Source organism: Sphingomonas phyllosphaerae (assembly GCF_029623345.1).
Lineage (GTDB): Bacteria > Pseudomonadota > Alphaproteobacteria > Sphingomonadales > Sphingomonadaceae > Sphingomonas > Sphingomonas phyllosphaerae_C.
Genome location: NZ_JAPYKH010000016.1, coordinates 68,202 through 89,883, shown reverse-complemented (window position 1 = coordinate 89,883; position 21,682 = coordinate 68,202). Strand labels below are relative to the sequence as shown.

The following is a 21,682-nucleotide window of genomic DNA, read 5'->3' as shown; positions in this document are numbered from 1 at the left end:
ACAGCGTTGCGTGCGCGGACAGTCCCCACCCCCGACGCCTGACCTGGAGGAAAGGGGGATGTCGCCCCATCTGCTCTCCCCCCTTCAGGGGAGGGGTCGGGGGTGGGGACTCTCCGCGCACGCATCGCTGTGACCCGAGCGTCACGCCACCGCTATCTCGCCGCGCGCCGCCCGGCCGCGACCCCCAGCATCGCCCATGCGCGCATCGCGTCCGCGTCATCGTGGACGTCTTCGGGCGCGCGGCGATAGTTGATCGAGGCGCTTCTGCCCGCGCGCGCGTAGCGGAAGCGGTCGCACCCAGCCGCGTCCCAATCCAAGTCGCTCGCCGCATCGGCCTTGAACCACAACGCGCCGTCGCCCGTCACCAGCGCGAAGATCACGCCGTCGAGGTACAGCGCCGCGCCGCCCATCATCCGCCGGTGCGTCATCTCACCGAGCGGCGCCATCGCCTCCGCCACCCAGTCGACCAGCGCGCGATTGAGCGTCACGTCGCCGGCCCCAGCAGCTTGAGCCCGGCGATGCACGCCACCGCGCCGAGGATCAGCAGCAGCCGCAGCGGCGTCGCCGGCTCGTCGTACCACAGGATGCCGATCAGCACGGTGCCGAGCGCGCCCACCCCGGTCCACACCGCATAGGCCGTGCCGAGCGGGATCGTCCGCGCTGCGCGGTCCAGCAGCAGCATCGACAACGACACCGCGGCGACAAAACCAAGCGTCCAGCCAGCATCGCGGAAGCCGTCGGCGTGGCGCAGGCAGGTGGTGAACGCCACCTCGCACAGCCCGCCCGCGATCAACCAAAGCCACGCCATGTTAGCCGCGACCGGCGAGCGTCACCAGTGCGTCGCCGCTCACCCGCTGCGTCGTCCACGCGTCGAGCGCCACCGCGCCCTTGGCGCGGTAGAAGTCGATCGCGGGCGTGTTCCAGTCGAGCACGGTCCATTCGAAGCGCGCGCAGCCGCGATCGAGCGCGACGCCGGCGAGCGCGCGCAGCAGCGCCGCCCCCGCGCCGCTGCCGCGCGCCTCGGGGGTGACGTAAAGGTCCTCGAGCCACAGCCCACGCTTCCCGGTCCAGGTCGAATAGGTGAAGAAATAGAGCGCGAACCCGACCGGCGCCGCGTCGCGCTCGGCGATCAGCGCCTCGGCCGCGGGCGACGCGCCGAACAGCGCCTCCGCCATCATCGGCTCGGTCGCCTCGACCGCGTCGGGCTCGCGCTCATAGGCGGCGAGCTCGCGCACGAAGCGCAGCATGACGGGGACGTCGGCGGCGGTGGCGGGACGGATCGAGACGGTCATGCCGCCCCCTCTAGCGCAGCCAGCGGCGTCGCGCGACGTCGCGCGGCATAGAGGCACGCCGCAACGATGATCGCCGCACCGGCCAAGGTGGTGGTAGCGACGCGCTCGCCGAACACCGCCCAGCCGAGCAGCGCGGCATAGACGAACGACGTATATTCGGTGGTCGCGAGGAAGCCGGTCTCGCCGTGCGCATAGGCCAAGCCGAGCAGGAACAGCGAGCCCGTCGCCAGCGCCGCCGCGATCACGATCTGCCACCAATGCGCCACCGGCGGCACCGTCGCCAGCCAGGGCGCGGCGAGCCCGAGCAGCACGGCGAGCACCGCCGATTGGACGAAGGCGATCTCGCGCGCGTCGGCGGCCTGGCTCTGCAGCCGCGCGACCACCAGGTTGCAGGCGTAGAGGACCGCCGACGCCAGGATCGCGGCGGCGCCGTGCAGCCCGTCGGGCGCGAGCGCCAGCCGCGCGTGTCCGGCAAGGATCACGCCGACCCCGGCGAGCGCGACGAGCGAAGCCACGACCACCCGCGTGCCGACACGCTCGTGCAGGAACAGCGCGCCGAGCAGCAGCGCGAGCAGCGGGGCGATGTAGGTGAGCGCGATCGCCTGCGCCATCGGCACGCGCGCCAGTCCCCAGAAGAACAGCAGCGCCATCGCCGTGGTGATCGCGCCGCGCAGGACGTGCAGCCGCAGCGCGCGCGCGGTCGGCCGCCGCCCGCGGCCGCGCCGCCACACCGCGCCGCCGATGAGCGCGGCGAGCAGCGCGCGCCACAGCAGCGCGTTGTAGACGCCGAGCGCGAGCGTCAGCGCCTTCATGAAGGCGTCCATGATCGAGAACAGCCCGATCCCCGCCGCCGCCACCGCGAAGGCGAGCGCGGGCGAGAGCGCGCGCGTGGCGGTCAACGGATCAGGCGCACGTCGATGCCGAGCGCGGGATCAATCGCGGCCAGGCGCCGGTCGCCAGCGAGCACGGGAAGATGGTGACGCTGCCCAAGCGCGAGGCAGGCGCGATCACCTAGCGACGCGCCGATGGATCGGGTCGACGCCCGCAAGCTCCCCGCCGCGAGCGCGTCGTTGAGGTCGAACGGCACCACCTCGACGTCGTAGCCGCGGACGATCTCCAGCACCTGCTCCACGCTCGCCTGACGCTCGACGCCGCGCGCGCAGCATTCCGACACGTTCACCGCCGACCTCAAGCTTCGCCGGACCACCGCGATCACGATCTCCGCCCCGGGTTCGCCGAGCATCAATGCCATGATGGCCGACGCGTCGACGACGGCCCTCATTCCCCGCCCCAGTTGGCGCGACGCTCCCGCAGGAACTGCTCGACGCTACACTCATCGCCGAAGATCGCCTGCGCGCGCCGCTGCGACTCACGCACCGATTGCTCGACCGTCATGATCGAGAGGCGGCCCGACCCGTCCTTGTCCAGCATCAGCGTGTCGCCGTCCTTGATCCCGAATTCTCGACGCAGGTCGCCGGGAATGACGATCTTGCCCCCCGCGATCACCTCCGCATGATAGGTCATGTCAGGGCCCCCACGACCCGACCTATAGCACCGGACCTATTCCGCCGCGACCGCCGCCGCCGCGTCGCGCGCCTCGATCTCGGCCGCCTTGGCCTCGACCAGCCGGACGATATGCTCGACCATGTCGGCGTCCTGGACGTGATGGTCGGTCACGCCGGAGAGATACACCATGTGGCGCCCGTTGCCGCCGCCGGTGATCCCGATATCGGTCTCGCGCGCCTCGCCCGGGCCGTTGACGACGCAGCCGAGCACGCTCAGCGACATCGGCGTGCGGATATGCTGGAGCCGCTCCTCCAACGTCTGCACGGTGCGGATCACGTCGAAGCCCTGGCGCGCGCAGCTCGGGCAGCTCACCACCCGCACGCCGCGGTTGCGGATGCCGAGCGCCTTGAGGATCTCGAAGCCGACGCGCACCTCTTCCTCGGGCTCGGCCGAGAGCGAGACGCGGATCGTGTCGCCGATGCCGAACCACAAGAGCGAGCCCATCCCGATCGACGACTTCACCGTGCCGCCGATCAGCCCGCCGGCCTCGGTGATGCCGAGATGGAGCGGACAATCGACCGCGTCCGCGAGCTGCTGATAGGCCGCCACCGCGAGAAACACGTCGGACGCCTTCACCGCCACTTTATATTCGTGAAAGTCGTGGTCCTGGAGCAGCTTGATATGATCGAGCGCGCTCTCGACCAGCGCCTCGGGGCAGGGCTCGCCGTATTTCTCGAGCAGGTCCTTCTCGAGGCTGCCCGCGTTGACGCCGATCCGGATCGCGCAGCCATTGGCCTTGGCGGCGCGCACCACCTCGGCGACGCGCTCGGACGAGCCGATATTGCCCGGGTTGATCCGCAGGCACGCCGAGCCGGCGTCCGCCGCCTCGAGCGCGCGCTTATAGTGGAAGTGGATGTCCGCGACGATCGGCACCGCGGCGGCGCGCACGATCTGGCGCAGCGCGGTGGTCGACGCGACGTCGGGGCAGCTGACGCGGACGATGTCGGCGCCGGCGTCCTCGCAGCGGCGAATCTGGTCGACCGTGGCGCGCACGTCCTCGGTCGGCGTGTTGGTCATCGTCTGCACGGTGACCGGCGCGCCACCGCCGACGGGGACGTTGCCGACCATGATCTGGCGGCTCTCTCGGCGCGTGATATCGCGCCACGGACGAATGGACATGGCGCTCCATATACATGCGCGGCGTGTCGGTTGAAAGGCAGAGGCTCAGGTGCAGGCTCCGCCCCTCCGCGGGGGCTCCCGCCCGGCGCTCCGCGGCACGGCTGACCTCCCCGCCTCGCGTAATCGCGGCGTTAATGCTAGTCGCGCCGCGATGCAGCGGCATTATGGCCTCGACTGGCTCCGCATCGGGGCGTTCGCGATCCTCATCCTCTACCATGTCGGGATGGTGTTCGTACCGTGGGACTTCCACGCCAAGCTGCCAGGCGCCTGGTGGGTGGCGGTGCCGATGATGGCGTCCAATCCGTGGCGGCTCGCGCTGCTGTTCCTCGTGTCCGGCTACGCCAGCCGCGCGCTGATGATCCGCAACAAGAAGCCGTGGCGGTTTGCCCGGCAGCGCTCGCTTCGGCTGCTAGTGCCGCTCGCCTTCGGCGTGGCCGTGATCGTGCCGGTGCAGCCCTGGGTCGAGCTCGGTGAGAAGTTCGGCTATCCGCATGGGTTCCTGTACTTCTACTGGCACGATTACTGGCGCTTCGCGATGCTCGGGCCGCTCTTGCTGCCGACCTGGAACCACCTGTGGTTCATCGGCTATCTGTGGATCTACACACTTGTGCTGGCCCTTGCCGCCGGGCTGTTGCCCGCCATCGTCACCACAACGGCGCAGCAAGGCTTCGCCTGGGTAATGCGGGGGCCCGCCCTGCTAGCCCTGCCGATCGCCTGGATGGTGCTGGTCAACTTCGTCCTGTTCCCGGGCGCGCGCGAGACGCACGCGCTGGTCGACGACTGGGTCGCGCACGCCAGCTACTTTCCCGCCTTCCTGTTTGGCTATGCGCTCGCCTGCGCGCCAGCCACGCTTGCCGCCTTCGTGCGCCAGTGGAAGCCCGCGGCGGCGCTCGCGCTGGCCGCCTATGCGCTCGTCGCCGGCATCGAGATCCGCTGGCCGGGCAACACCATGCCCGCGCCCTGGGGCACGATCTTCTCGATCGCGCGCGCGGTCGAGGGCTGGAGTGCGGTGACGGCGCTGATCGGCTATGCCGATTCGCACTGGAACCGCGACCAGCGCTGGCGCCCGATGCTGACCGAGGCGGTATTTCCCTTCTACATCGTGCACCAGTCGATCATCGTGCTCGCCGCCGACGCGCTGCGCCCGCTGGCGCTGCCGGGCTGGGCCGAGTTCGCGCTGCTGGTGGCGGCCACCGTGGCGGGCTGCTGGGCCTTCTACCTGATCGGTCGCGCGATCGGGCCGGTGCGCCCGCTGATCGGGCTGCGCCGCCACGCCTCGCGCCGCACCCATGTCGACCCGCGCCCCGCACTGGTATGACCGGCTCAGCAGCCGCGCGGCGTCGCGCGCAGCAGCACGCGCCCGGCGAGCGCGCCCGTCGGCCTGCCGTTCACCAGCGCCACGCGCCCGTTGACCAGCACGGCGGCGACGCCCGCGCTCGGCACGCGCGGGTGGAGGTAATCCGCGCGCGGCGCGTAGCGCGCCGGATCGATCACCGTTATGTCCGCGGCATAGCCCGCGCGTAGGTAGCCGCGTCCTACCAGCCGGTAGATATCCGCGCTCGCCCCGGTCGCACGCCGCACGAAGTCGGCCAGGGTGATGACGCGGCGCTGGCGGACGTAGACCCGATATTTCCTCGGAAAGGTGGCGAACTGGCGCGGGTGACCGTCGGACCCATCCGAGCTGGTCACCACCCAGGGCTGGCGCATGATCAGGTCGACATCGCGATCGACCATGTTGAAACTCGCCACCGCTGCCCCTGCGGGGTCGGTGCGCGCGGCATTGGGCGCGCGCAGGATGCGGAGCGCGGCGTCGATCGGGTCGACCCGCCACGCCGCCGCCACCTGCGCGAGCGTCCGCCCCGTCCACGGCTGGCCCGCGCTGGTCAGCAACAGTGAGGCCGCTCCGCCGCGGCGGCGCAGGTTGGCCTGCATCTCCGGGCGGATCCGCGCCATCGCCGCAGGATCGTCGAAGCGCGCGATCATGGCGCGGTAACCGCCGTCGAGCGCCCAACCCGGCACCAAAGCGGCGTCCACCGCCGAGCCCGAGGCGAGCCACGGATATTGGTCGGCGGTGACCTCCTGCCCGGCGCGGCGCGCTGCCTCGATCAGCGCGACAAGCGCGGGCGCCTGGCCGTGGACCGCGACGCCGAGTGCCTTGAGATGCGCGATATGCACCGGCATCGCCGCCTCGCGCCCGATTCGCAGCGCCTCGCGGGTCGAGGCCATCAGCCCGATCGAATAGTCCGATTCGTCGCGCTGGTGCGTGTCGTAGAGTCCGCCGCGCGATCCCGCCTCGCGCGCCACCGCGATCACCTCCTCGGTGCTGGCATAGCGCTGCGGCGCGTAGAACAGCCCGGTCGAGAAGCCCGTCGCGCCCTGGCACATCGCACCTGCCACCAGCGCGCGCATCGTGGCCAGCTCGTCGGCGTCGGGCGCGCGCGCCGATGCCCCCAGCACGCGGCGCCGCACCGCGCCGAAGCCGACGAAGGGGACGGTGTTGGTGCCGATTCCCTTACCGGCGAGCGCGCGTGAGTCGGCCGCGACGTCCGGGGTGCCATAGCCGTCGACCCCGGTGACGATCGTTGTCACACCCTGTGCGAGCCAGGCGATGTTGGCGCGTGTTTTGGCATCGGGCGAGCGCAGGTAGGTGTCGGGATGGGTATGCGCGTCGATCAGCCCGGGGGTGACCAGCTTGCCGCGCGCGTCGATGATGCGCCTTGCCTTGCCGCGCCGCGGCGGCCCGACATAGCTGATCCGGTCGCCGCTCACCTCGACGTCGCCGCGGAACGGCGCTGCGTCGGCGCCCGAATAGACCGTGCCGCCGCGAATCGCGACGTCGGGTAGTGTCGGTGCAGGCGCCGCCCCGACCAGCAGCAGCGCGAGCAGCGCGCGCCTCACCGCACATCCGCGGGCAGCAGCGTCCGCCGCATCGCGACCTGCGCGTCGACCGCGGCGCGCCCGAACAGCATCGGCAGCATCCGTCCCGCGATCCAAGGCGCGTACTGGTCGCGATAGTGCGGCGACGTCGGCGCAATCGACTGGCCAGGCAGGTTGAGCATCAGCGAGCGGTCCCAATCCCCGACGTCGATCACCTGGAGATAGCTCGCCCCGCCGCGGGTGCGCCAGTCCGGTCCGTCGCCGAGCCAGCGCGCCATCACGGTGTAACTGTCCCCGCCCGAGCCGCCGCCCTCGATCGGCGGGAAGGCGGCGGCGATCGCGGGGATGCGCGACAGCGGGTGGCGGATCGTCACGCGGTGGAGCCGGTCCCAGCGCCACGTCCGCGCGTCCGGCCCCATCAGCACGACGGCACGGTCCCAGGCGCTCGCCAGCGCGGCGGCGAGCAAAGCGTCGCGTGCTGCGGCCGGGTCCGCACCGAGCCGCCGGTCGGGGCGGGCGAGCAGGCCGAGCAGCACCGAGGGCGCGATCTCGGTGACGAGGTGGCGCGCTCGCTCGGGCACGATCGCGGCGAGCGCGCGCTGGCCGAGCTCGCGCCACAGGATCTCGAACAACGCCGCGGCGGCACTGTCGCCGTCGACGCGCGCGTCCCAGCCGTGCAGCAGCGTCGCGGCAGGCGACCCACCCGCGGGCAGCAGCGCGAGCAGCTGTCGCGCCGGCGCGGAGAGCGTGTCGTGCTGGAGTGCGACGCTGTCCGCGAGCGTATGGCGCGGCTGCGCGGCGAGCACCGCCGCGATCCGCTCGTAGCGATAGGGATCGCGGAAGGAGTGCGCCGGGACGCGGTCGCGCGGCCATCCGGCGGGCAGATTGTCCTGGTTGGCGGAGGCGAACCAGCCCGCGGGTGGGTTGTAGACGCTCGGCAGCACGCGATAGTCGCGGTAGCCGGTCCAGTCGTAGCGACCGTCGCCCGGCACCGGCAGCAGCCCCTCGCCGCGTTTGCGCTGCGGCACGAAGCCGACCACCTGCCAGCCGTGGTTCCCCGCCACGTCGGCGTAGTGGAAGTTGGTCGGCGAGGGATGCAGCGCGAACGCCGCCTTCAGCCCCTGCCAGTCGCGCGCGAGATTGATCGCGATCATCGCGAAGGCGCCGCTCGCGCCCGGCTGCATCGCGATCGAGGCCAGCGCGGTGGCGCGGCGCTTCGCCGGATCGTGGCTCACCACCGGGCCGTGGACCGAGTGGCGCAGCGTCACACGGTGCGGCGTGGCGCCCTGTACCGGGATCACGACGGTGCGCGAGTCGAACGCCTTCCACGCGCCGGCGTGACGGTAACGCTCGGGGTCGCTGGGGTGGAGCTCGAGGACGAACAGATCCTCCTGGTCGATGTGGAAATTGGTGCGGCCGAAGGCGAAACGGTCGGTGTGTCCCTGCATGATCCCGGGCAGGCCGGGCGCCCCGCCGCCGATCACGTCGAGCCCGGGCGCGCTGAGATGCGCGACGTGGCGCGGGCCGAAGCCGCCCAGCCCGAGATGCGGGTCGTTGGCGAGGATCGCGCGCCCGGTCGCGCTGCGCGACGGCGCGATGGTCCACGCGTTGCTGCCCGCGTTGGCGGCGTCGAGCCGCTCGCCGCGCGTCGGCGTTTCGGGTCCGAAGGGCAGGCCGCCGAGGTCGAGCGCGGCGAGGTCGCCGTCGCTCACCGCGGCGACGTCGAGCCCCTCGGGCACGCGCAGCACCGCGGCGGGGCGGAGCGGTGCCACCACCGCGTCGAGCGCGAGCAGACCGAGCGCGGCGAGCTGGGCGCGGCGCAGCTCGTCGTCGGTGTTGCCCGCAGCGGCGCCGCGCGCGAGCACAAAGTCGCGCACGTCCCAGCGCAAGGGAGTCACGCCGAGGATGCGATATTCAGGCGGTAGCAGCGCCGGGTCGGCGGTCACCTCGGCGATCCGCGCGTTGATCCCGGCGACGTAGCTGCGCGCGCAGGCCAGCACCGCCGGGGGGACGCGCGACAGCTCGGCGTCGAGGTCGCCGCGATAGTGGAACAGCCGCGCGGTGGCGTCGTGCGGCGCGAAGTCGGCGCCGAACGCCTCGGCGAGCCGGCCGAGCTCGCGGCGGTGCGCGAGGTCGATCTGAAACAACCGGTCGCGCGCGACGACATAGCCCTGGCCGAAAAAAGCGTCGGGGATGGTTTGCGCGCGGATATGCGGCACGCCGTAGACATCGTCGACGATCTCGATGGGTGCGGTGAGACCCGCGGCGAGGGTGCGCGACGACGCGGGCGCGGTCTGCGCGCGTGCGCGCCATGCCGGGGCGAGCGCGAATGTCGCGGCGCTGCCGAGCAGGAACGAGCGACGGTCGAGCATTGGGTCTCCCTGTCGTGCCGGCGGCGAGCGAGGTGACGCTACACGCGCATGCTAGCGGGCGCGAGCCGCGATCGGCGGTGGGGGCATAGGCCGCGGCTATGGTGACACGGCCATATTCCTTCGCGTGGGCCGCGAGGTTCTGTTCTTGCTCCCGCGCACGCGGGAGCCTCCGAGCGTCTCGCCTCTCGCGCCGATGTTCTGCTTGGCGCTGGGTTCCCGCGTTCGCGGGAACACGGCCGCTGGGCGCAACACCGCCGGCGTCCCGCACCCATCCGCACGCGTGGCTCGGACCCATGCCCCGCGTCTATGCCACTCACAACGCTGCGAAACGACGAAGCGCTTGACGCTTCCCGCCGCGCCGCTTCACCTTCGGCGACGATACCCGACACGCCCGGCGCTCGAACGACCGCGGCCGCGGGGGTCGCGCAGGAGGCGACGGCGGGCCGCGCGGCCCGGCCGAACGCAGCGGCCCTCGCGGGTCATAGGGGGCAGAGATGACAAAACGGCGGCACATCGGACGCGGCGCGCTCCTGGCGGGATGGGCCGGCGGCACGCTGCTGGCGGCGCTCGCGCTCCCCGCCGCGGGGCAGACCGCGCCGGCGGAGCAGACGCCGCCCGCGGGGGAGCTTGCCACGGCGCAGGCCGAGGCGGCCGCACCGGAAGGCGGGGCCGATGTGGTCGTTACTGGTTCGCGCGTGCTGCGAAGTGGTTTCGAGGCGCCCACCCCGCTCACCGTGCTGAGCCAGGAGGAGATCCAGAACGGCTCGCCCAGCAACAACATCGCCGATTTCGTCAACCAGCTCCCCGCGCTCGCCGGCTCCACGCGCCCGGCCAACTCGCGGCTCAACCTCAGCAGCGGCCAGGCCGGGATTAACGCGCTCAACCTGCGCAACCTCGGCGAGACGCGTACGCTGGTGCTGCTCGATGGCCGCCGCTCGGTCGCCTCGACCATCACCGGACTGGTCGACGTCAACACGATCCCACAGGCGCTGGTCAAGAGCGTCGAGATCGTCACCGGCGGCGCCTCCGCCGCCTACGGCTCCGACGCGGTGGCGGGTGTCGTCAACTTCGTGCTCGACAAGCAATATGAGGGCATCAAGGTCAGCGCCGACAGCGGCGTGACCGACAAGGGCGACGGCTACAATTACTCGCTCGCGGTCACCGGCGGGCTCAGCTTCGCGGGCGGGCGCGGGCACCTCGTCGTCAGCGCCGAGCTGGCGCATCGCGACGGCATCTTCCAGGTCGATCGCGACTGGAACGCGACCGGCTATGTCCGCATCCAGGACCCGAACTGGACCGCGACCAGCACCACCCCGCAATTCCTGATCCGCCGCCAGGTCGGCGCGGTCAACTCGACACCGGGCGGGATCGTCACCGCCTCGTCGGGGGGCACCGCCAACCGGCTGCGCGGCTATTATTTCGGCGCGAGCGGCGCGGTGCAGCGGTACAATTACGGCGCGCTCACCTTCCCCGCGCCGGGCGGCAGCGCGGCGCCGACGCTGACCCAGGGCGGCGACTGGCAGATCAACGACACCGGCCGCCGCATCGGGCTCGACCCCGAAGACGACCGCCACGGCGTGTTCGCGCGCGCCGGCTTCGAGGTGGCGGACGGCGTGGAGCTGTTCGCCGAGGGTTCGTACAATCGCCAGCACGTCTTCTTCAACGCCGGGCCGAATCTCTCGACCGGTATCACCTACGAGCGCGACAACGCCTTCCTCCAGAACACGCTCGGCCCCGCGCTACTGAGCGGGATCAACACCGTCACGATCGCGACCTCCTCGGCCGACCTGCCGTTCCGCGCGGTCGACAACCGTCGCGAGGTGCAGCGCTATGTCATTGGGGCGGAGGGAAAGACCGAGGCGTTCGGCCGTCCCGCGAGCTGGAACGTCTACGGCCAGTACGGCCGCGCCGAGCTGCGCGAGCAGCTGCGCAACGTGATGAACCTGGCGCGGATGAACGCCGCGACCGACGCCGTCTTCGCCGGCGGCACGATCGCCTGCCGCGTCAACGCTGACGCCAACCCCGCCAATGACGCGCCCGGCTGCGTGCCGCTCAACCGGCTTGGCGTCGGCGTCGCCGATCCCGCCGCGGTGCGCTACGTCCTCGGCGACCCCTATCGCGACGAGACGGTGGAGCAGTGGGTCACCGGCGCCAACGTCGCGTTCAACCCCTTCGCCACCTGGGCGGGCGACGTCAGCCTCGCGCTCGGCGCGGAATTTCGCCGCGAGAAGATCACCGGCTTCGTCCCCGCCGAGTTCCAGCCGGTGGTCACGCAGACCAGCACCGCCAATGCCTGGTCGGTCGGCAACTACCTGCCCACCAACGGCAGCTATGACGTGAAGGAGGCCTATCTCGAGACAGTGGTACCGCTCGGGCTCGGCCTGGAACTGAACGGCGCGGCGCGCGCGACGCGCTATTCCACCGCAGGTTATGTCACGACGTGGAAGGCGGGCGCGACCTGGCGCCCGGTCGAGGACATCCGCTTCCGCGTCACACGCTCGCGCGACATCCGCGCGCCCAACCTCAACGAATTGTTTCAAGCCGGCGCGGCCAACAGCGACTCGGTGCGCAATCCCGCCTATACCAGTGACGGTGCCAACGGTCCGGCCAGCTTCGGCTATTCCGCCACCGCGACCGGCAACCTCAACCTGCGCCCTGAGAAGGCCGATTCGTGGAACGCCGGCGTGGTGCTCACGCCCCGCTGGGTGCCGGGCTTCAACCTGTCGGTCGACTATTTCCGCATCGACGTCGACGATGCGATCAGCAGCTTCAGCGCGCAGAACATCATCGACCTGTGCCAGCAGGGGCAGCAGCAATTCTGCAGCGCCTTTGCGCAGGACCCGGTGCGCTCGACGCCGACCCAGCCGTACCTGCTGTTCCGCACCCAGCCGTTCAACGCCGCGCGCCAGCTGGTGCGCGGGGTCGACATCGACGCCTCCTACCGCGTCGCGCTCGACTCGCTCGGTGTCTCCGCCCCCGGCGCGCTGACGCTGCGCGGCGTCGCGACGCGCTACATCGACAATCTGCTCGACACCGGCGTGCCGGGACAAGTGGTGCTCGACTCGGTCGGGGTGAATGGCGGCCAGGCGAGCACGCCGACCTGGCTCTACCGCGGCAGCGTCGGCTATGACGGTCCGGGCTTCTCGATCACCGGGATCGGTCGCGGTGTGAGCTCCGGGCGCTACGCCGCCAACGGCATCGAGTGCCAGACGAGCTGCCCGCTCTCGACGACGCAATTCCCGACCTATGACGACAACCACGTCTCCGGGCTGTTCTACGCCGACCTCAATCTCACCGCCAAGGTGCCGATGGCGGGTGCCGAAGCGCAGCTGTTCGTCAACGTGACCAACGTCTTCGATCGCTGGCCGCTGCTGCTCCCGGAGACGGGGCTGGCGGCGAACAGTACCTACAGCGACCTGCTCGGCCGCGCCCTCCGGTTCGGCATCCGCATGCAGACGCGCTGAGCCGGGGCCACTCGCGCATGGCCCCGCCGCCCCTGCCCCGCTAGGCTCGCGCTCGAGAAGCGACGAATCACGGGAGCGGGCGATGGACCGGAACGACCCTGGGCTGCGCGACGCCGCGGTGCGGCTATACGACGACTACACCCACGAGCATCGCGACCGGCGCACGTTGCTGCGCCAGATGACCGCGCTGGCGGGCTCGGCCGCCGCGGCCGAGGCGCTGATCCTCGGCATCGCCGCCAGCCCCGCCGCCGCGGCGCAAGTCGACCCCGCGGACAAGCGGCTGACCACGCGAAAAGGCGGATTCAAACTAGCCGATGGCAGCAGCATCACCGGCTATTTCGCCGCGCCGCGGAAGGCCTCGGGCAAGCTCGGCGCGGTGATGGTGATCCACGAGAATCGCGGGCTCCAACCGCATATCGAGGATGTGGCGCGCCGCGTCGCTCTGGCCGGCTTCTTCGCATTCGCACCCGACTTCCTATCGAGCGCGGGCGGCACGCCGGCGGACGAGGACAAGGCGCGCGAGCTGATCGGCGCGCTCGACTATGACGCCACGATCGCCACCGCGGTGGTGGTGGTGAAGCGACTCGGCCACCGCGCCAACGGCAACGGCAAAGTCGGGACGATCGGCTTCTGCTGGGGCGGCGCGCTGGTCGACCGCGTCGCGCTCGCCGCCGGGCCGGCGCTGGCTGCGGGGGTGAGCTATTACGGCCCCGCGCCCGATCCCGCAGAGGCGGCGAAGCTCCAGGTGCCGTTGCTGCTCCACTACGCCGGCAAGGACATGCGCGTGGCACAAACCGCCGAGCCTTGGGTCGCCGCGCTGCGCGCTGCCGGCAAGCCGTTCGAGGCCTTCACCTATCCGGGCGTCGACCACGCCTTCAACAACGACACCGCAGCGGAGCGCTACAATAAGCAGGCTGCCGATCTCGCCTGGCAGCGCACCACCGCCTTCCTCCACCAGCATCTGGACGCCTGATCGATGACGCTCACTTTCTTCACGCACCCCCGATCGCGCAGCCGCAGCGCACGCTGGATGCTCGAGGAGATCGGCGCGCCCTATGAATCGGTGGTGATCGACTTCGACAAGAAGCCCGCCGCGCTGCTCGAGGCCAACCCACTCGGAAAGGTGCCGGTGATCGTCCACGACGGCCAGGTGGTGAGCGAGGCCGCGGCGATCTGCGCCTACCTCGCCGAGGCTTTCCCCGAGGCCGCGCTGGCGCCCCGCGGCGACGAGCGCGCGGCCTATTACCGCTGGCTGTTTTTCACCTCGGGGCCGCTGGAGTCGGCGATGGTTGACAAGGCGCTTGGCGTGCAGGTGCCGCCTGAGCGCGAGGTGATGGTGGGCTATGCCAGCTTCGCGCGCGCGGTCGACGCGTTCGAGCGCGCGCTGGAGAAGCGCGATTACGTCGCGGGCGACCGCTTCACCGCGGCGGACGTGTTCGTCGGCAGCGCAGTGGGCTTCTTCACCAGCTTCGGCCTGCTGGAGCCGCGCGAGACCTTCATGGCCTATCTCGACCGTGTCCGTACCCGCCCGGCCTGGCAGCGCGCCAACGACATCGACGATGCGCTGCTGAAGGGGAAATAGAGTGAAGCGTTACTTCCTCGCTTATCCCTGGCGAAGGCCGGCGCCCAGGTGGGAAGGCGCTGGTGACGGACGGTAGAGGAAGGCACCAAGCGTGTGAAAGGCCCGCCCCGTGATCAGGGGCGAGCCTCCAACACTCAGCGATAGCGGCGCCCCTCGTGCTTGTCGTAGCGCACGCGCGCGCTCAGCGCGTCGAAACGGCGATCGAGGTCACGGCGCTCCGATGCCGACAGCCCGTCGCGGCGATAGCGGCCTTCCAGCGCGGCGAGCTGGCGCGACTCCTGCCGTAGTCGGCGCGCCTCGTTGCGGTTGAGCGCGCCCGAGCGGATGCCCTGGTCGATGCGCTGGTCGAGCCGCGCCTGACGCTGGTTGATCGACTGCCACGGCGCCGCGCTGGCGATCCCCGGCACCACGACGGCGGCGAGCCCGAGCCCGGCGATCACGGTCTTGAGACGGTTCATGTCACGCTCCTTTACAATCGGCCGCGGCGTCGCGGCCCGGTGATGAGAGAGATAGGCGGCATCCTTCGCGAAATTGTCCCAGCGCGCACGTGAAAGTGTAACCGACTGTCGCGCCGCCGGGCGCTCCGTTCAGTTTCGCGCCGCGACTTCCACCAGCGCGCGGTCGATCGCGCGCGTCGCCGAGGCGTCGTCGGCCATGTCGTTGGCGAGCGCGGAGAAGGTCAGCGTTCGCCCGCTCGCCGCGACGAGGAAGCCGGACAGCGCATTGGCGGCGTTGAGCGACCCCGTCTTGGCGAACACCTTGCCCGCGAGCGGCGTGTTCGCGAAGCGACGCGTCAGCGTGCCGTCGACCGCGCCGACCGGCAGCGTGTCGCGAAACGCCGCGCCCCAAGGCTGCGCCTGCGTCCAGCGCAGCAGCGCCACCGCGGCGCGCGGGGTGATCCGATCGTAGCTGGACATGCCCGAGCCGTCGGCGAACTCGGTCGCGGCGTGCGCCACGCCCGCGCGGTCGAGCAGCGCGCGCACCGCGGCCTGACCGTCCGCTACCGAGCCGCTGCCGCGGGTCGCGCCGACGCGGCGCAGCAGCAGTTCGGCGTGAAGGTTTTGGCTCGCCTTCATCGTCGCGCGCAGGTCGTCGGCGAGCGGCGGCGGTGTCAGGCGCGCGAGCACGGCGCCCTCCGGCACGCGTGGCAGGGGCGTGGCGCCGCGCCGCGCCGGGTCGTCGGCGCCGGAGGAGGGCCGGTGCCGCACCGTCACGCGCCCGGTGACCCGCACCCCCGCCGCGCGCAGCAGCGCCGCAAGCCGCCACGCCGCGCGATGCGCCGGATCGTCGATCGCGACCCACAGTGTGGCCCGCCCGCCCGCGAGGACGGTGCCGGCGACGCGGAGCAGGTCGCTCCCCGGCACGCGCGTCGCACCGAGCGACGACTTCGTGCCGCTTGTGATCACGCGCGACTCAAGACGATAATAATCGTCGCCATCCACCGTTGCGGCGGCCCCGTCGCGCGCGCCCGGCGTCACCGTCACCGCGACGACATTGTCGTCCACCGTCAATGCCGAGATCGCGGTGCCGTAGCGCCCCGCCATGTTGTTCCAGCTCATCCCCGCCGGCCAGCGCTCGTCGGGGAAGGCGGTGTCGTCGCCGATCACGTCACGCACCACGTGGGTCCGCGCCGCGATTGCGCGGGCGAGATCGGCGAGGCAGTCGACGCGGCAGTCGGACGCGCTCGACAGCCGCGCGTCGCCATGCCCCGCCAGCACGACGTCGCGCCCCTCCAGTCGCACCGTCGCGCCGCCGGCCGCGTCGGGTGCGGCAGTGTCGAGCGTGGCGAAGGCCGCAGCGGCGGTGAAGAGCTTGGCGTTGGAAGCGGGGACGAAACGCTCGTCGGCGCGCTCGGCGACCAGCTCGCGCCCGTCGGCGTCGACCACCAGCAGGCCCAGCCGGATCCCCGGCGGCCAGTCGCCGGGCGCGGCGGCGAGCAGCGCCAGCGCGAGCAGCGCGCGCCTCATCGCCCCTCGATCACGTCGGAGAGCAGCGCGAGGAACTCGCCCGCCAGCGCACTGGGCGGCCGGTCGAGCAAGTGGATGGCATGAACGTCGAAGGTCAGCGGCGGCTTGAGCGAGCGCGTCGCCAGCCCCGGCTGCATCGCCGCGTCCGCGGTGAAATTGTCGACCACGGTCAGCCCCACGCCCGCGCGCACCAGCGCGGCGGCGATGTAGAAGGTGCGCGCCGAGGCGATGTCGTCAAGCTCGAGCCCGAGCCGCTCGAGCTCGTCGGTGAACAGCCGTCCGATCGGCCCGCTCGCCGCCAGCGTGATGAAGGGGTGGCCCGCGATCCGCGCCAGCTCGAGCCGCGGCGGCGCGGCCGGCAGGTCGTGCTCGCGGTACAGCACCACCAGCTCGCCCTCGCCGAGCCAGCTCTGCCCCAGCGGCGCGCCGCGCGGCACCTCGTTGGCGATCGCGATGTCGCACTCGCGCTCGTACAGCTTGCGCAGCAGGTCGTCGTGGTGGACGGTCTGGAGGTCGAAGCGCGCGCGCGGGTGGCAACGCAGGAAGCGTGCCACCGCGATCGGCAGCACGCCCAGCGCCAGGCTCGGCAGCGCCGAGATGCGCAGCGTCGTCCCCGCGCCGGCACGCAGGTTGCGTCCCGCCTCACGCAGCGCGCGGACGCGGTCCTGGATCTCCGCCACGTCGCCGAAGAGGGCGTGCGCGTCCTCGGTCGGCACGAGGCGGCCGCTGACCCGCTGGAACAGCTCGAAGCCGAGCAGCGACTCGGCATGGCGCAGCGTCTTGGACACCGAAGGCTGTGACACCGCCAGCGCGCGTGCCGCGGCGCTGACCGAGCCGTTGACATAGACCGCGTGGAAGATCTCGATGTGCCGCAGATTCATCGACATGGCGTCTAGCCCGCGGGGGGCGGCGCGGCCAGCACGGCGCGTTCCTCGGCGTGCGCGACCAGCGCGGTGACGGTGAGATTGGCCGAGGCCGAGGGCACGGTGCGCGTCATGTCTAGCAGCCGGTCGAACGGCAGCACCAGCCCCACCACCAGCGCGGTCTGCTCGGCGCTCACTCCCACCGCAGACAGCATCGCGGCGAGCATGAACAGCGACGCGGACGGTACCGGCGCGGTGCCGAAGGCGGCCAGCGCGCCGGTCAGCCACATCATGACCAGCATCGTCAGGTCCGGCACGACGCCGAGCGACTGGAGCGCGAATTGGCCGAGCAGCCCGACGTATAGGGCGGTCCCGTCCTTACCGACGCTCGCGCCGAGCGGCAGCACTGTCCCCGCGATCGCGCGCTCGATCCCGAGCCGGTCGGTGGCGACGCGCAGTGCCACGGGCAGCGTGGCGGAGGAGGAGGCGGTGGAGAAAGCGACGACCAGCGCGTCGGCGCTGCCGCGAAAGAAGCGCGCCACGCCGCGCCGTGCGACGAGCCGCAGCAGCGCGGCGTGAAAGGCGAGCTGCACCAACGCGCCGAGCACCACGGCGAGCGCGAGCCAGCCGACATGGACGAACACCGCTGCGCCGCCGCTCGCCACCGCGTTGGCGACCAAGGCGGCGACACCAAAGGGGGTCAGCTCCATCACGCCACGCACCACCTGGAGCAGCACCGCGGCGAGCCCCTGGAGCAACGCGGTCACCGGCCGCCCCGCCTCGCCCGCGACGACGCTGCCGGTGCCGAGCAGCACCGCGACGAGGATGATCGCGAGCATGTCGCCGCGCGCCAGCGCCTCGACGATATTCGTCGGCACGATCGCGAGCAGCTGCTCGGCCGGCGTCGGCGGCGTGCCGAGCGCGTGCGGCGCCACGCCGCCGAAGTGCACGCCCGCACCCGGCCGCAGCAGCAGCCCGCACGCCATGCCGAGCGCGACCGCCACCAGCGTCGTGGCGGCGAACCAGCCGAGCGCGCGTCCGCCGATCGGCCCGAGCCGACGCGGGTCGCCGAGTGCGGCGATCCCCGCGGCGATGGTGACGAGCACGACGGGGACGACCAGCATGCGGATGAGGCGGACGAACAGCTCTCCGACCAATCGGATCGCTGCGGCGCCTTCGGGCCAGAGCGCGCCGAGAAGGAGTCCGAGTGCAAGCCCGGTAAGAACGCGCTGCCACAGCGGTATGGCGAACCAGCGCGCGGTCATGCGCGGCGTGGCTCGCGCGGTCCCTTGAGGAAGGGGACAGACCTATCCGCGCTGGAGCGGACGCATCGTGGCCCTCCGGCCGTCATCGCGTCCTCGAGCCGGGCGTCATCGTGTCGCGCGTACCACAGCCGTTGCGCTCGCGGTCGATCGAATCCTGGCGCGAGGCCGGGAGGACATGGTTGAGTCTCGGCAAGGACCCTCACCCGAACGATTTCCGCTCGCGCCGTAGCGGGGCATGCCGATTTGCGGCTTCAACGCCGTACTCGCGCCTCAACCGTCCCGACCCGCGCCCGCGTCCACCGGCCCGCCACCCCAGAACCCCGCCGCGGGCGGCGTCAGCATGCCATCACGGTCGCCCACCCCGTCGGGATAGTCCTCCGCCAGCCACAAGGGTCCGTCGAGGTCGACGAAGGCCGCGCCGCCGGCGAGCAGCAGCGCGGGCGCGATCCCCAGTGACGAGCACACCATACAGCCCACCATCAGCCCGAAGCCGCGTGCCTCGGCCGCGCGCGCCAGCGCCAGCGCGGCGGTGAGCCCGCCCGCCTTGTCGAGCTTGACGTTGACATGGGTGTAGCGCCCAGCGAGCCGATCGAGGTCGTCGATCGTGTGGAGCGATTCGTCGGCGCACACCGGCACGCTTGGCCGCCGCACCGCCAGCACCTCGTCCTCTCCCGCGGGAAGCGGCTGCTCGAGCAGGTCGACGCGTTGCGCCACGAGGAAGGCGTCGAGCCCGGTGAGGTCGGCAGCGCCCCAGCTCTCATTGGGGTCGACGATCAGCCGCGCGCCGGGCGCCGCGGCACGCACCGCGGCGATCTGCGCCTCGGGCGCGGCGCGGTCGACCTTGACCTTGAGCAGCGGCGCGCGCACGTGGCGCGCTGCCACCGCCGCCATCGCCTCGGGAATGTCGATCGCGATCGTGATCGCCGAGGCGACCGGCGCCGCCGCGGCGAGGCCGGCGAGCGCGGCCACGCTGCTGCCCGCTGCGCGCGCTTCCAGGTCCCACAGTGCGGCGTCGAGCGCGTTGCGGGCCGCGCCCGGCGGCAGCGCGCGCGCCAGTTCGTCGCGCCCTGCGCCGCCTTCCACCAGCGGCGCCGCCTGCGCCAGCGCGGCGAGCGACTCCGCGACCGTCTCGCCGTAGCGCGCATAGGGGACGCCCTCGCCGCGACCGACGTGAGCGCCCTGCGTCACCGTTACGGTCACCACGTCGGCGGTGGTCTTGCTGCCGCGCGCGATGCGGAACGGCGCGCGCAGCGGATAGGAGTCGTGGCGCGCGGCTACGGTGCGAAACATGCGAGCATCCCGTCGACGATCGGCGAAGCGCCGAAACGATAGGGGTCGGTGCACGGCATGGAAAGGCGCGCCGCACTCTCCTCGCATGATCGCTGCGCCGCCGCTTCGTCGAGTGCGGCGGTGTTGAGCGCGACTCCCACCGCGCGGACGTCGGGGCTGGTCAGCCGCGCCACCGCCAAATTGGCGGCGAGACACTCGTCCAGCCCGGGCAGCGCATAATGCGGCAGGCCGCGCATGTGCGCGCGTGACGGGTCATGGCACAGCAGCAACGCGGCGGGCTGCGCGCCGTGGAGCAGCCCGGTGGAGACGCCCGCGAAGGACGGGTGGAACAGGGAGCCCTGGCCCTCGATCAGGTCCCAACCGTCGTCTTCGCGCGCAGGCGCCAGCGCCTCGATCGCGCCGCTGATGAAGTCCGCCACCACCGCGTCGACCGGCACGCCCTCACCCGCGATCAGGATTCCGGTCTGTCCGGTGGCGCGGAAGTCGGCCGCGATTCCGCGCGCGCGCAGCTCGTCGCGCAGACAGAGCGTGGCGTACATCTTGCCGACCGAGCAGTCGGTGCCGACGGTGAGCAGCCGCTTGCCGGCGCGGTGCTTGCCGTCGCCGACACGCAGGTCGCGCGGCGGATCACGGACGTCGTACAGCGTCACGCCCGCCGCTGCCGCCGCCGCGACCAGCCGTGGGTGGTCGCGCAGCCGCTGGTGAAGGCCGGCGGCGACGTGGAGCCCCGCCGCGATCGCGGCGAGCGCGTCCTCAATCAAATCGGGCGCGAGCGTGCCCCCGGCATTGGCGATGCCCAGCACCAGCGTGCGCGCACCCGCCGCACGGGCCGCGCTCGGGTCGAGCCGCGGCAGGCCGAGCGTCAGCGGGCTGTCGTCGTGGCGCCACTCGCCGACGCAATCATGGCGGCGGAAGGCGGCGAGCCCCCGCGAGGTCTTGATCCCGACGGCGTCGTCGGAATGGCCGAGGTACAGCAGATAGGGGGCGGGGATCATCGCGCACCTGCTCGCGGGAAGGGAGCAGCGAGCGTAGCGGCGCCGCGCCGCGCCGCCAGTGGCGTGCGCGGCGCAGGCTATAACGCGCGGCTATGCGGCCGCGCCGCCGCGCGCCTCAGTCGCCGAAGGTGCCGGCGCGGTAGAGCAGCGTGATCGCGACGCGGCGGTTGCGCGGGTCCTGCGGGTTGTCCGCCACCATCGGCTGGCGGTCGGCGACGCCCTCGATCCGGTTGAAGCGCATCTCGGGCAGCCCCGCCAGCGCGAGCCGGCGGCGCGTCGCCTCGGCACGGCCCGACGACAGCATCCAGTTGTTCATCGCGCGCGGATCGCCCCAGGCGAGGCTGTCGGTGTGCCCGCGGATCATGATTGGGTTGGGCATGTCCTTGATGCCGCGCGCCACCAGCCCGATCAGCTCGGCCGCCTCGGGCTCGAGCGCGGTCGTGCCGAGCGCGAACATCGAGTAATCGGCGTCGTCGACCAGATCGATGCGCAGCCCCTGCGGCGTCATCGTGAAGCGGATGTGCTTGGCCAGCCGCGCCAGTTCCTTGGTCTCCGCAATGCGCTTCATTACCTCATCGCGAAGCTTGGCGAAGTTCTTGGTATCTTCCTTGGTGGCTTGGGCGGCGCTACGCAGCGAGCCCTTCGGCCCGAAGCCCTTCACCTCGGCGTTTTGTGGCGTCGAGGTGACGATCGCCACCGCGCGGATGTCCGACATGCCCGCCTTGGGCCCCATCTTCATCTTGGAAGTGAGCGACTCGCCGCCGAACAGCCCGTTGCCGCCGATGCCGACGCGCTTCTTGTCGATCAGCGTTGGCGCGAAATAGTCGGCGATGCCTTTGCGCTGCTTCTCGGTGGTGGCGCCGAGCAGCCACAGCAGCAGGAAGAACGCCATCATCGCGGTGACAAAGTCGGCGTAGGCGACCTTCCACGCGCCGCCATGGTGGCCACCGCCGCCCTCGATGTAGATCTTCTTATAGATGATCTTCGGCGGGACGTTCGCGCCGTGCGGGGCCTTGGCCATGGCTTACTC

At 71.7% G+C, this 21,682-nt stretch carries 20 protein-coding genes; 4 read left to right on the top strand and 16 right to left on the bottom strand.

Features of this window, described 5'->3' with window-relative positions:
• Nucleotides 1–152: 152 nt before the first annotated feature.
• The 7 genes from QBJ89_RS14905 to ispG are packed head-to-tail and all read right to left on the bottom strand — an operon-like array spanning nucleotide 153 to nucleotide 3,977.
• Nucleotides 153–488 carry a TfoX/Sxy family protein gene (locus tag QBJ89_RS14905; protein ID WP_277981261.1) on the bottom strand — a complete coding sequence of 112 codons (336 nt, stop codon included), beginning with the start codon at nucleotides 486–488 and terminating at the stop codon, nucleotides 153–155.
• On the bottom strand, nucleotides 485–808 hold the full coding sequence (locus tag QBJ89_RS14900) for a DMT family transporter (protein WP_277981260.1): 324 nt from the start codon (nucleotides 806–808) through the stop codon (nucleotides 485–487). Before QBJ89_RS14900 ends, QBJ89_RS14905 begins: the two co-directional genes overlap by 4 nt.
• A gap of 1 nt (nucleotide 809) precedes the next feature.
• Nucleotides 810–1,292 carry a GNAT family N-acetyltransferase gene (locus tag QBJ89_RS14895; protein ID WP_277981259.1) on the bottom strand — a complete coding sequence of 161 codons (483 nt, stop codon included), beginning with the start codon at nucleotides 1,290–1,292 and terminating at the stop codon, nucleotides 810–812.
• Nucleotides 1,289–2,191, bottom strand: a complete 903-nt coding sequence (locus tag QBJ89_RS14890) for a DMT family transporter (RefSeq protein WP_277981258.1) — start codon at nucleotides 2,189–2,191, stop codon at nucleotides 1,289–1,291. Before QBJ89_RS14890 ends, QBJ89_RS14895 begins: the two co-directional genes overlap by 4 nt.
• Nucleotides 2,188–2,574: a type II toxin-antitoxin system VapC family toxin gene (locus tag QBJ89_RS14885; protein WP_277981257.1), complete on the bottom strand. Its 387-nt coding sequence runs from the start codon at nucleotides 2,572–2,574 to the stop codon at nucleotides 2,188–2,190. The genes QBJ89_RS14890 and QBJ89_RS14885 overlap by 4 nt, the downstream gene beginning before the upstream one ends.
• Nucleotides 2,571–2,816, bottom strand: coding sequence for an AbrB/MazE/SpoVT family DNA-binding domain-containing protein (locus QBJ89_RS14880; protein ID WP_277981256.1), 246 nt, complete (start codon nucleotides 2,814–2,816; stop codon nucleotides 2,571–2,573). Before QBJ89_RS14880 ends, QBJ89_RS14885 begins: the two co-directional genes overlap by 4 nt.
• 36 nt (nucleotides 2,817–2,852) lie before the next feature.
• Nucleotides 2,853–3,977 (bottom strand): flavodoxin-dependent (E)-4-hydroxy-3-methylbut-2-enyl-diphosphate synthase, encoded by a 1,125-nt coding sequence (gene ispG, locus QBJ89_RS14875; RefSeq protein WP_277981255.1) that lies wholly within the window; start codon nucleotides 3,975–3,977, stop codon nucleotides 2,853–2,855.
• Between the two features lie 151 nt (nucleotides 3,978–4,128).
• On the opposite strand from ispG, the gene QBJ89_RS14870 reads away from it, so the two are divergent.
• The gene (locus tag QBJ89_RS14870) at nucleotides 4,129–5,295 is read left to right on the top strand and encodes an acyltransferase family protein (protein ID WP_277981254.1); all 1,167 of its coding nucleotides are present in this window, start codon (nucleotides 4,129–4,131) and stop codon (nucleotides 5,293–5,295) included.
• Between the two features lie 5 nt (nucleotides 5,296–5,300).
• On the opposite strand, the gene QBJ89_RS14865 is transcribed toward QBJ89_RS14870, so the two are convergent.
• Together QBJ89_RS14865 and QBJ89_RS14860 are read right to left on the bottom strand one after the other, a co-directional pair.
• A complete protein-coding gene (locus QBJ89_RS14865) occupies nucleotides 5,301–6,875 on the bottom strand; it encodes an N-acyl-D-amino-acid deacylase family protein (RefSeq protein WP_277981253.1) in 1,575 nt (524 codons plus the stop codon).
• Nucleotides 6,872–9,226 (bottom strand): penicillin acylase family protein, encoded by a 2,355-nt coding sequence (locus tag QBJ89_RS14860; RefSeq protein WP_277981252.1) that lies wholly within the window; start codon nucleotides 9,224–9,226, stop codon nucleotides 6,872–6,874. The genes QBJ89_RS14865 and QBJ89_RS14860 overlap by 4 nt, the downstream gene beginning before the upstream one ends.
• A gap of 494 nt (nucleotides 9,227–9,720) precedes the next feature.
• On the opposite strand from QBJ89_RS14860, the gene QBJ89_RS14855 reads away from it, so the two are divergent.
• The 3 genes from QBJ89_RS14855 (at nucleotide 9,721) to QBJ89_RS14845 (ending at nucleotide 14,272) form a co-directional block, all read left to right on the top strand.
• A complete protein-coding gene (locus tag QBJ89_RS14855; protein WP_277981251.1) occupies nucleotides 9,721–12,690 on the top strand; it encodes a TonB-dependent receptor plug domain-containing protein in 2,970 nt (989 codons plus the stop codon).
• Nucleotides 12,691–12,772: 82 nt separating this feature from the next.
• On the top strand, nucleotides 12,773–13,663 hold the full coding sequence (locus QBJ89_RS14850) for a dienelactone hydrolase family protein (protein WP_277981250.1): 891 nt from the start codon (nucleotides 12,773–12,775) through the stop codon (nucleotides 13,661–13,663).
• A 3-nt stretch (nucleotides 13,664–13,666) separates the two neighbouring features.
• The gene (locus QBJ89_RS14845; RefSeq protein WP_277981249.1) at nucleotides 13,667–14,272 is read left to right on the top strand and encodes a glutathione S-transferase family protein; all 606 of its coding nucleotides are present in this window, start codon (nucleotides 13,667–13,669) and stop codon (nucleotides 14,270–14,272) included.
• Between the two features lie 134 nt (nucleotides 14,273–14,406).
• On the opposite strand, the gene QBJ89_RS14840 is transcribed toward QBJ89_RS14845, so the two are convergent.
• From QBJ89_RS14840 to QBJ89_RS14810, 7 genes are all read right to left on the bottom strand, one after another.
• Nucleotides 14,407–14,730 carry a hypothetical protein gene (locus tag QBJ89_RS14840; RefSeq protein WP_277981248.1) on the bottom strand — a complete coding sequence of 108 codons (324 nt, stop codon included), beginning with the start codon at nucleotides 14,728–14,730 and terminating at the stop codon, nucleotides 14,407–14,409.
• 129 nt (nucleotides 14,731–14,859) lie between these two features.
• On the bottom strand, nucleotides 14,860–16,239 hold the full coding sequence (dacB, locus tag QBJ89_RS14835; protein ID WP_277981247.1) for a D-alanyl-D-alanine carboxypeptidase/D-alanyl-D-alanine endopeptidase: 1,380 nt from the start codon (nucleotides 16,237–16,239) through the stop codon (nucleotides 14,860–14,862).
• Nucleotides 16,236–17,120, bottom strand: a complete 885-nt coding sequence (locus QBJ89_RS14830) for a LysR family transcriptional regulator (RefSeq protein ID WP_277981265.1) — start codon at nucleotides 17,118–17,120, stop codon at nucleotides 16,236–16,238. Before QBJ89_RS14830 ends, dacB begins: the two co-directional genes overlap by 4 nt.
• An 11-nt stretch (nucleotides 17,121–17,131) precedes the next feature.
• On the bottom strand, nucleotides 17,132–18,367 hold the full coding sequence (locus QBJ89_RS14825; protein ID WP_277981246.1) for a dicarboxylate/amino acid:cation symporter: 1,236 nt from the start codon (nucleotides 18,365–18,367) through the stop codon (nucleotides 17,132–17,134).
• Between the two features lie 270 nt (nucleotides 18,368–18,637).
• Nucleotides 18,638–19,657: an N-acetyl-D-Glu racemase DgcA gene (dgcA, locus tag QBJ89_RS14820; protein ID WP_277981245.1), complete on the bottom strand. Its 1,020-nt coding sequence runs from the start codon at nucleotides 19,655–19,657 to the stop codon at nucleotides 18,638–18,640.
• Nucleotides 19,642–20,652, bottom strand: coding sequence for an N-acetyltransferase DgcN (gene dgcN / locus QBJ89_RS14815; RefSeq protein ID WP_277981244.1), 1,011 nt, complete (start codon nucleotides 20,650–20,652; stop codon nucleotides 19,642–19,644). Before dgcN ends, dgcA begins: the two co-directional genes overlap by 16 nt.
• Before the next feature lie 115 nt (nucleotides 20,653–20,767).
• Nucleotides 20,768–21,673, bottom strand: a complete 906-nt coding sequence (locus QBJ89_RS14810) for a flagellar motor protein MotB (protein WP_277981243.1) — start codon at nucleotides 21,671–21,673, stop codon at nucleotides 20,768–20,770.
• Nucleotides 21,674–21,682: the final 9 nt, after the last annotated feature.

Bases quoted from the DNA above. Each gene is read 5' to 3' on its own strand.
- QBJ89_RS14900 (WP_277981260.1), bottom strand. From the start codon at position 808: ATGGCGTGGCTTTGGTTGATCGCGGGCGGGCTGTGCGAGGTGGCGTTC.
- QBJ89_RS14895 (WP_277981259.1), bottom strand. From the start codon at position 1,292: ATGACCGTCTCGATCCGTCCCGCCACCGCCGCCGACGTCCCCGTCATG.
- QBJ89_RS14885 (WP_277981257.1), bottom strand. From the start codon at position 2,574: ATGAGGGCCGTCGTCGACGCGTCGGCCATCATGGCATTGATGCTCGGC.
- QBJ89_RS14880 (WP_277981256.1), bottom strand. From the start codon at position 2,816: ATGACCTATCATGCGGAGGTGATCGCGGGGGGCAAGATCGTCATTCCC.
- ispG (WP_277981255.1), bottom strand. From the start codon at position 3,977: ATGTCCATTCGTCCGTGGCGCGATATCACGCGCCGAGAGAGCCGCCAG.
- QBJ89_RS14870 (WP_277981254.1), top strand. From the start codon at position 4,129: ATGCAGCGGCATTATGGCCTCGACTGGCTCCGCATCGGGGCGTTCGCG.
- QBJ89_RS14860 (WP_277981252.1), bottom strand. From the start codon at position 9,226: ATGCTCGACCGTCGCTCGTTCCTGCTCGGCAGCGCCGCGACATTCGCG.
- QBJ89_RS14855 (WP_277981251.1), top strand. From the start codon at position 9,721: ATGACAAAACGGCGGCACATCGGACGCGGCGCGCTCCTGGCGGGATGG.
- QBJ89_RS14850 (WP_277981250.1), top strand. From the start codon at position 12,773: ATGGACCGGAACGACCCTGGGCTGCGCGACGCCGCGGTGCGGCTATAC.
- QBJ89_RS14845 (WP_277981249.1), top strand. From the start codon at position 13,667: ATGACGCTCACTTTCTTCACGCACCCCCGATCGCGCAGCCGCAGCGCA.
- QBJ89_RS14840 (WP_277981248.1), bottom strand. From the start codon at position 14,730: ATGAACCGTCTCAAGACCGTGATCGCCGGGCTCGGGCTCGCCGCCGTC.
- dacB (WP_277981247.1), bottom strand. From the start codon at position 16,239: ATGAGGCGCGCGCTGCTCGCGCTGGCGCTGCTCGCCGCCGCGCCCGGC.
- QBJ89_RS14830 (WP_277981265.1), bottom strand. From the start codon at position 17,120: ATGAATCTGCGGCACATCGAGATCTTCCACGCGGTCTATGTCAACGGC.
- QBJ89_RS14825 (WP_277981246.1), bottom strand. From the start codon at position 18,367: ATGACCGCGCGCTGGTTCGCCATACCGCTGTGGCAGCGCGTTCTTACC.
- dgcA (WP_277981245.1), bottom strand. From the start codon at position 19,657: ATGTTTCGCACCGTAGCCGCGCGCCACGACTCCTATCCGCTGCGCGCG.
- dgcN (WP_277981244.1), bottom strand. From the start codon at position 20,652: ATGATCCCCGCCCCCTATCTGCTGTACCTCGGCCATTCCGACGACGCC.
- QBJ89_RS14810 (WP_277981243.1), bottom strand. From the start codon at position 21,673: ATGGCCAAGGCCCCGCACGGCGCGAACGTCCCGCCGAAGATCATCTAT.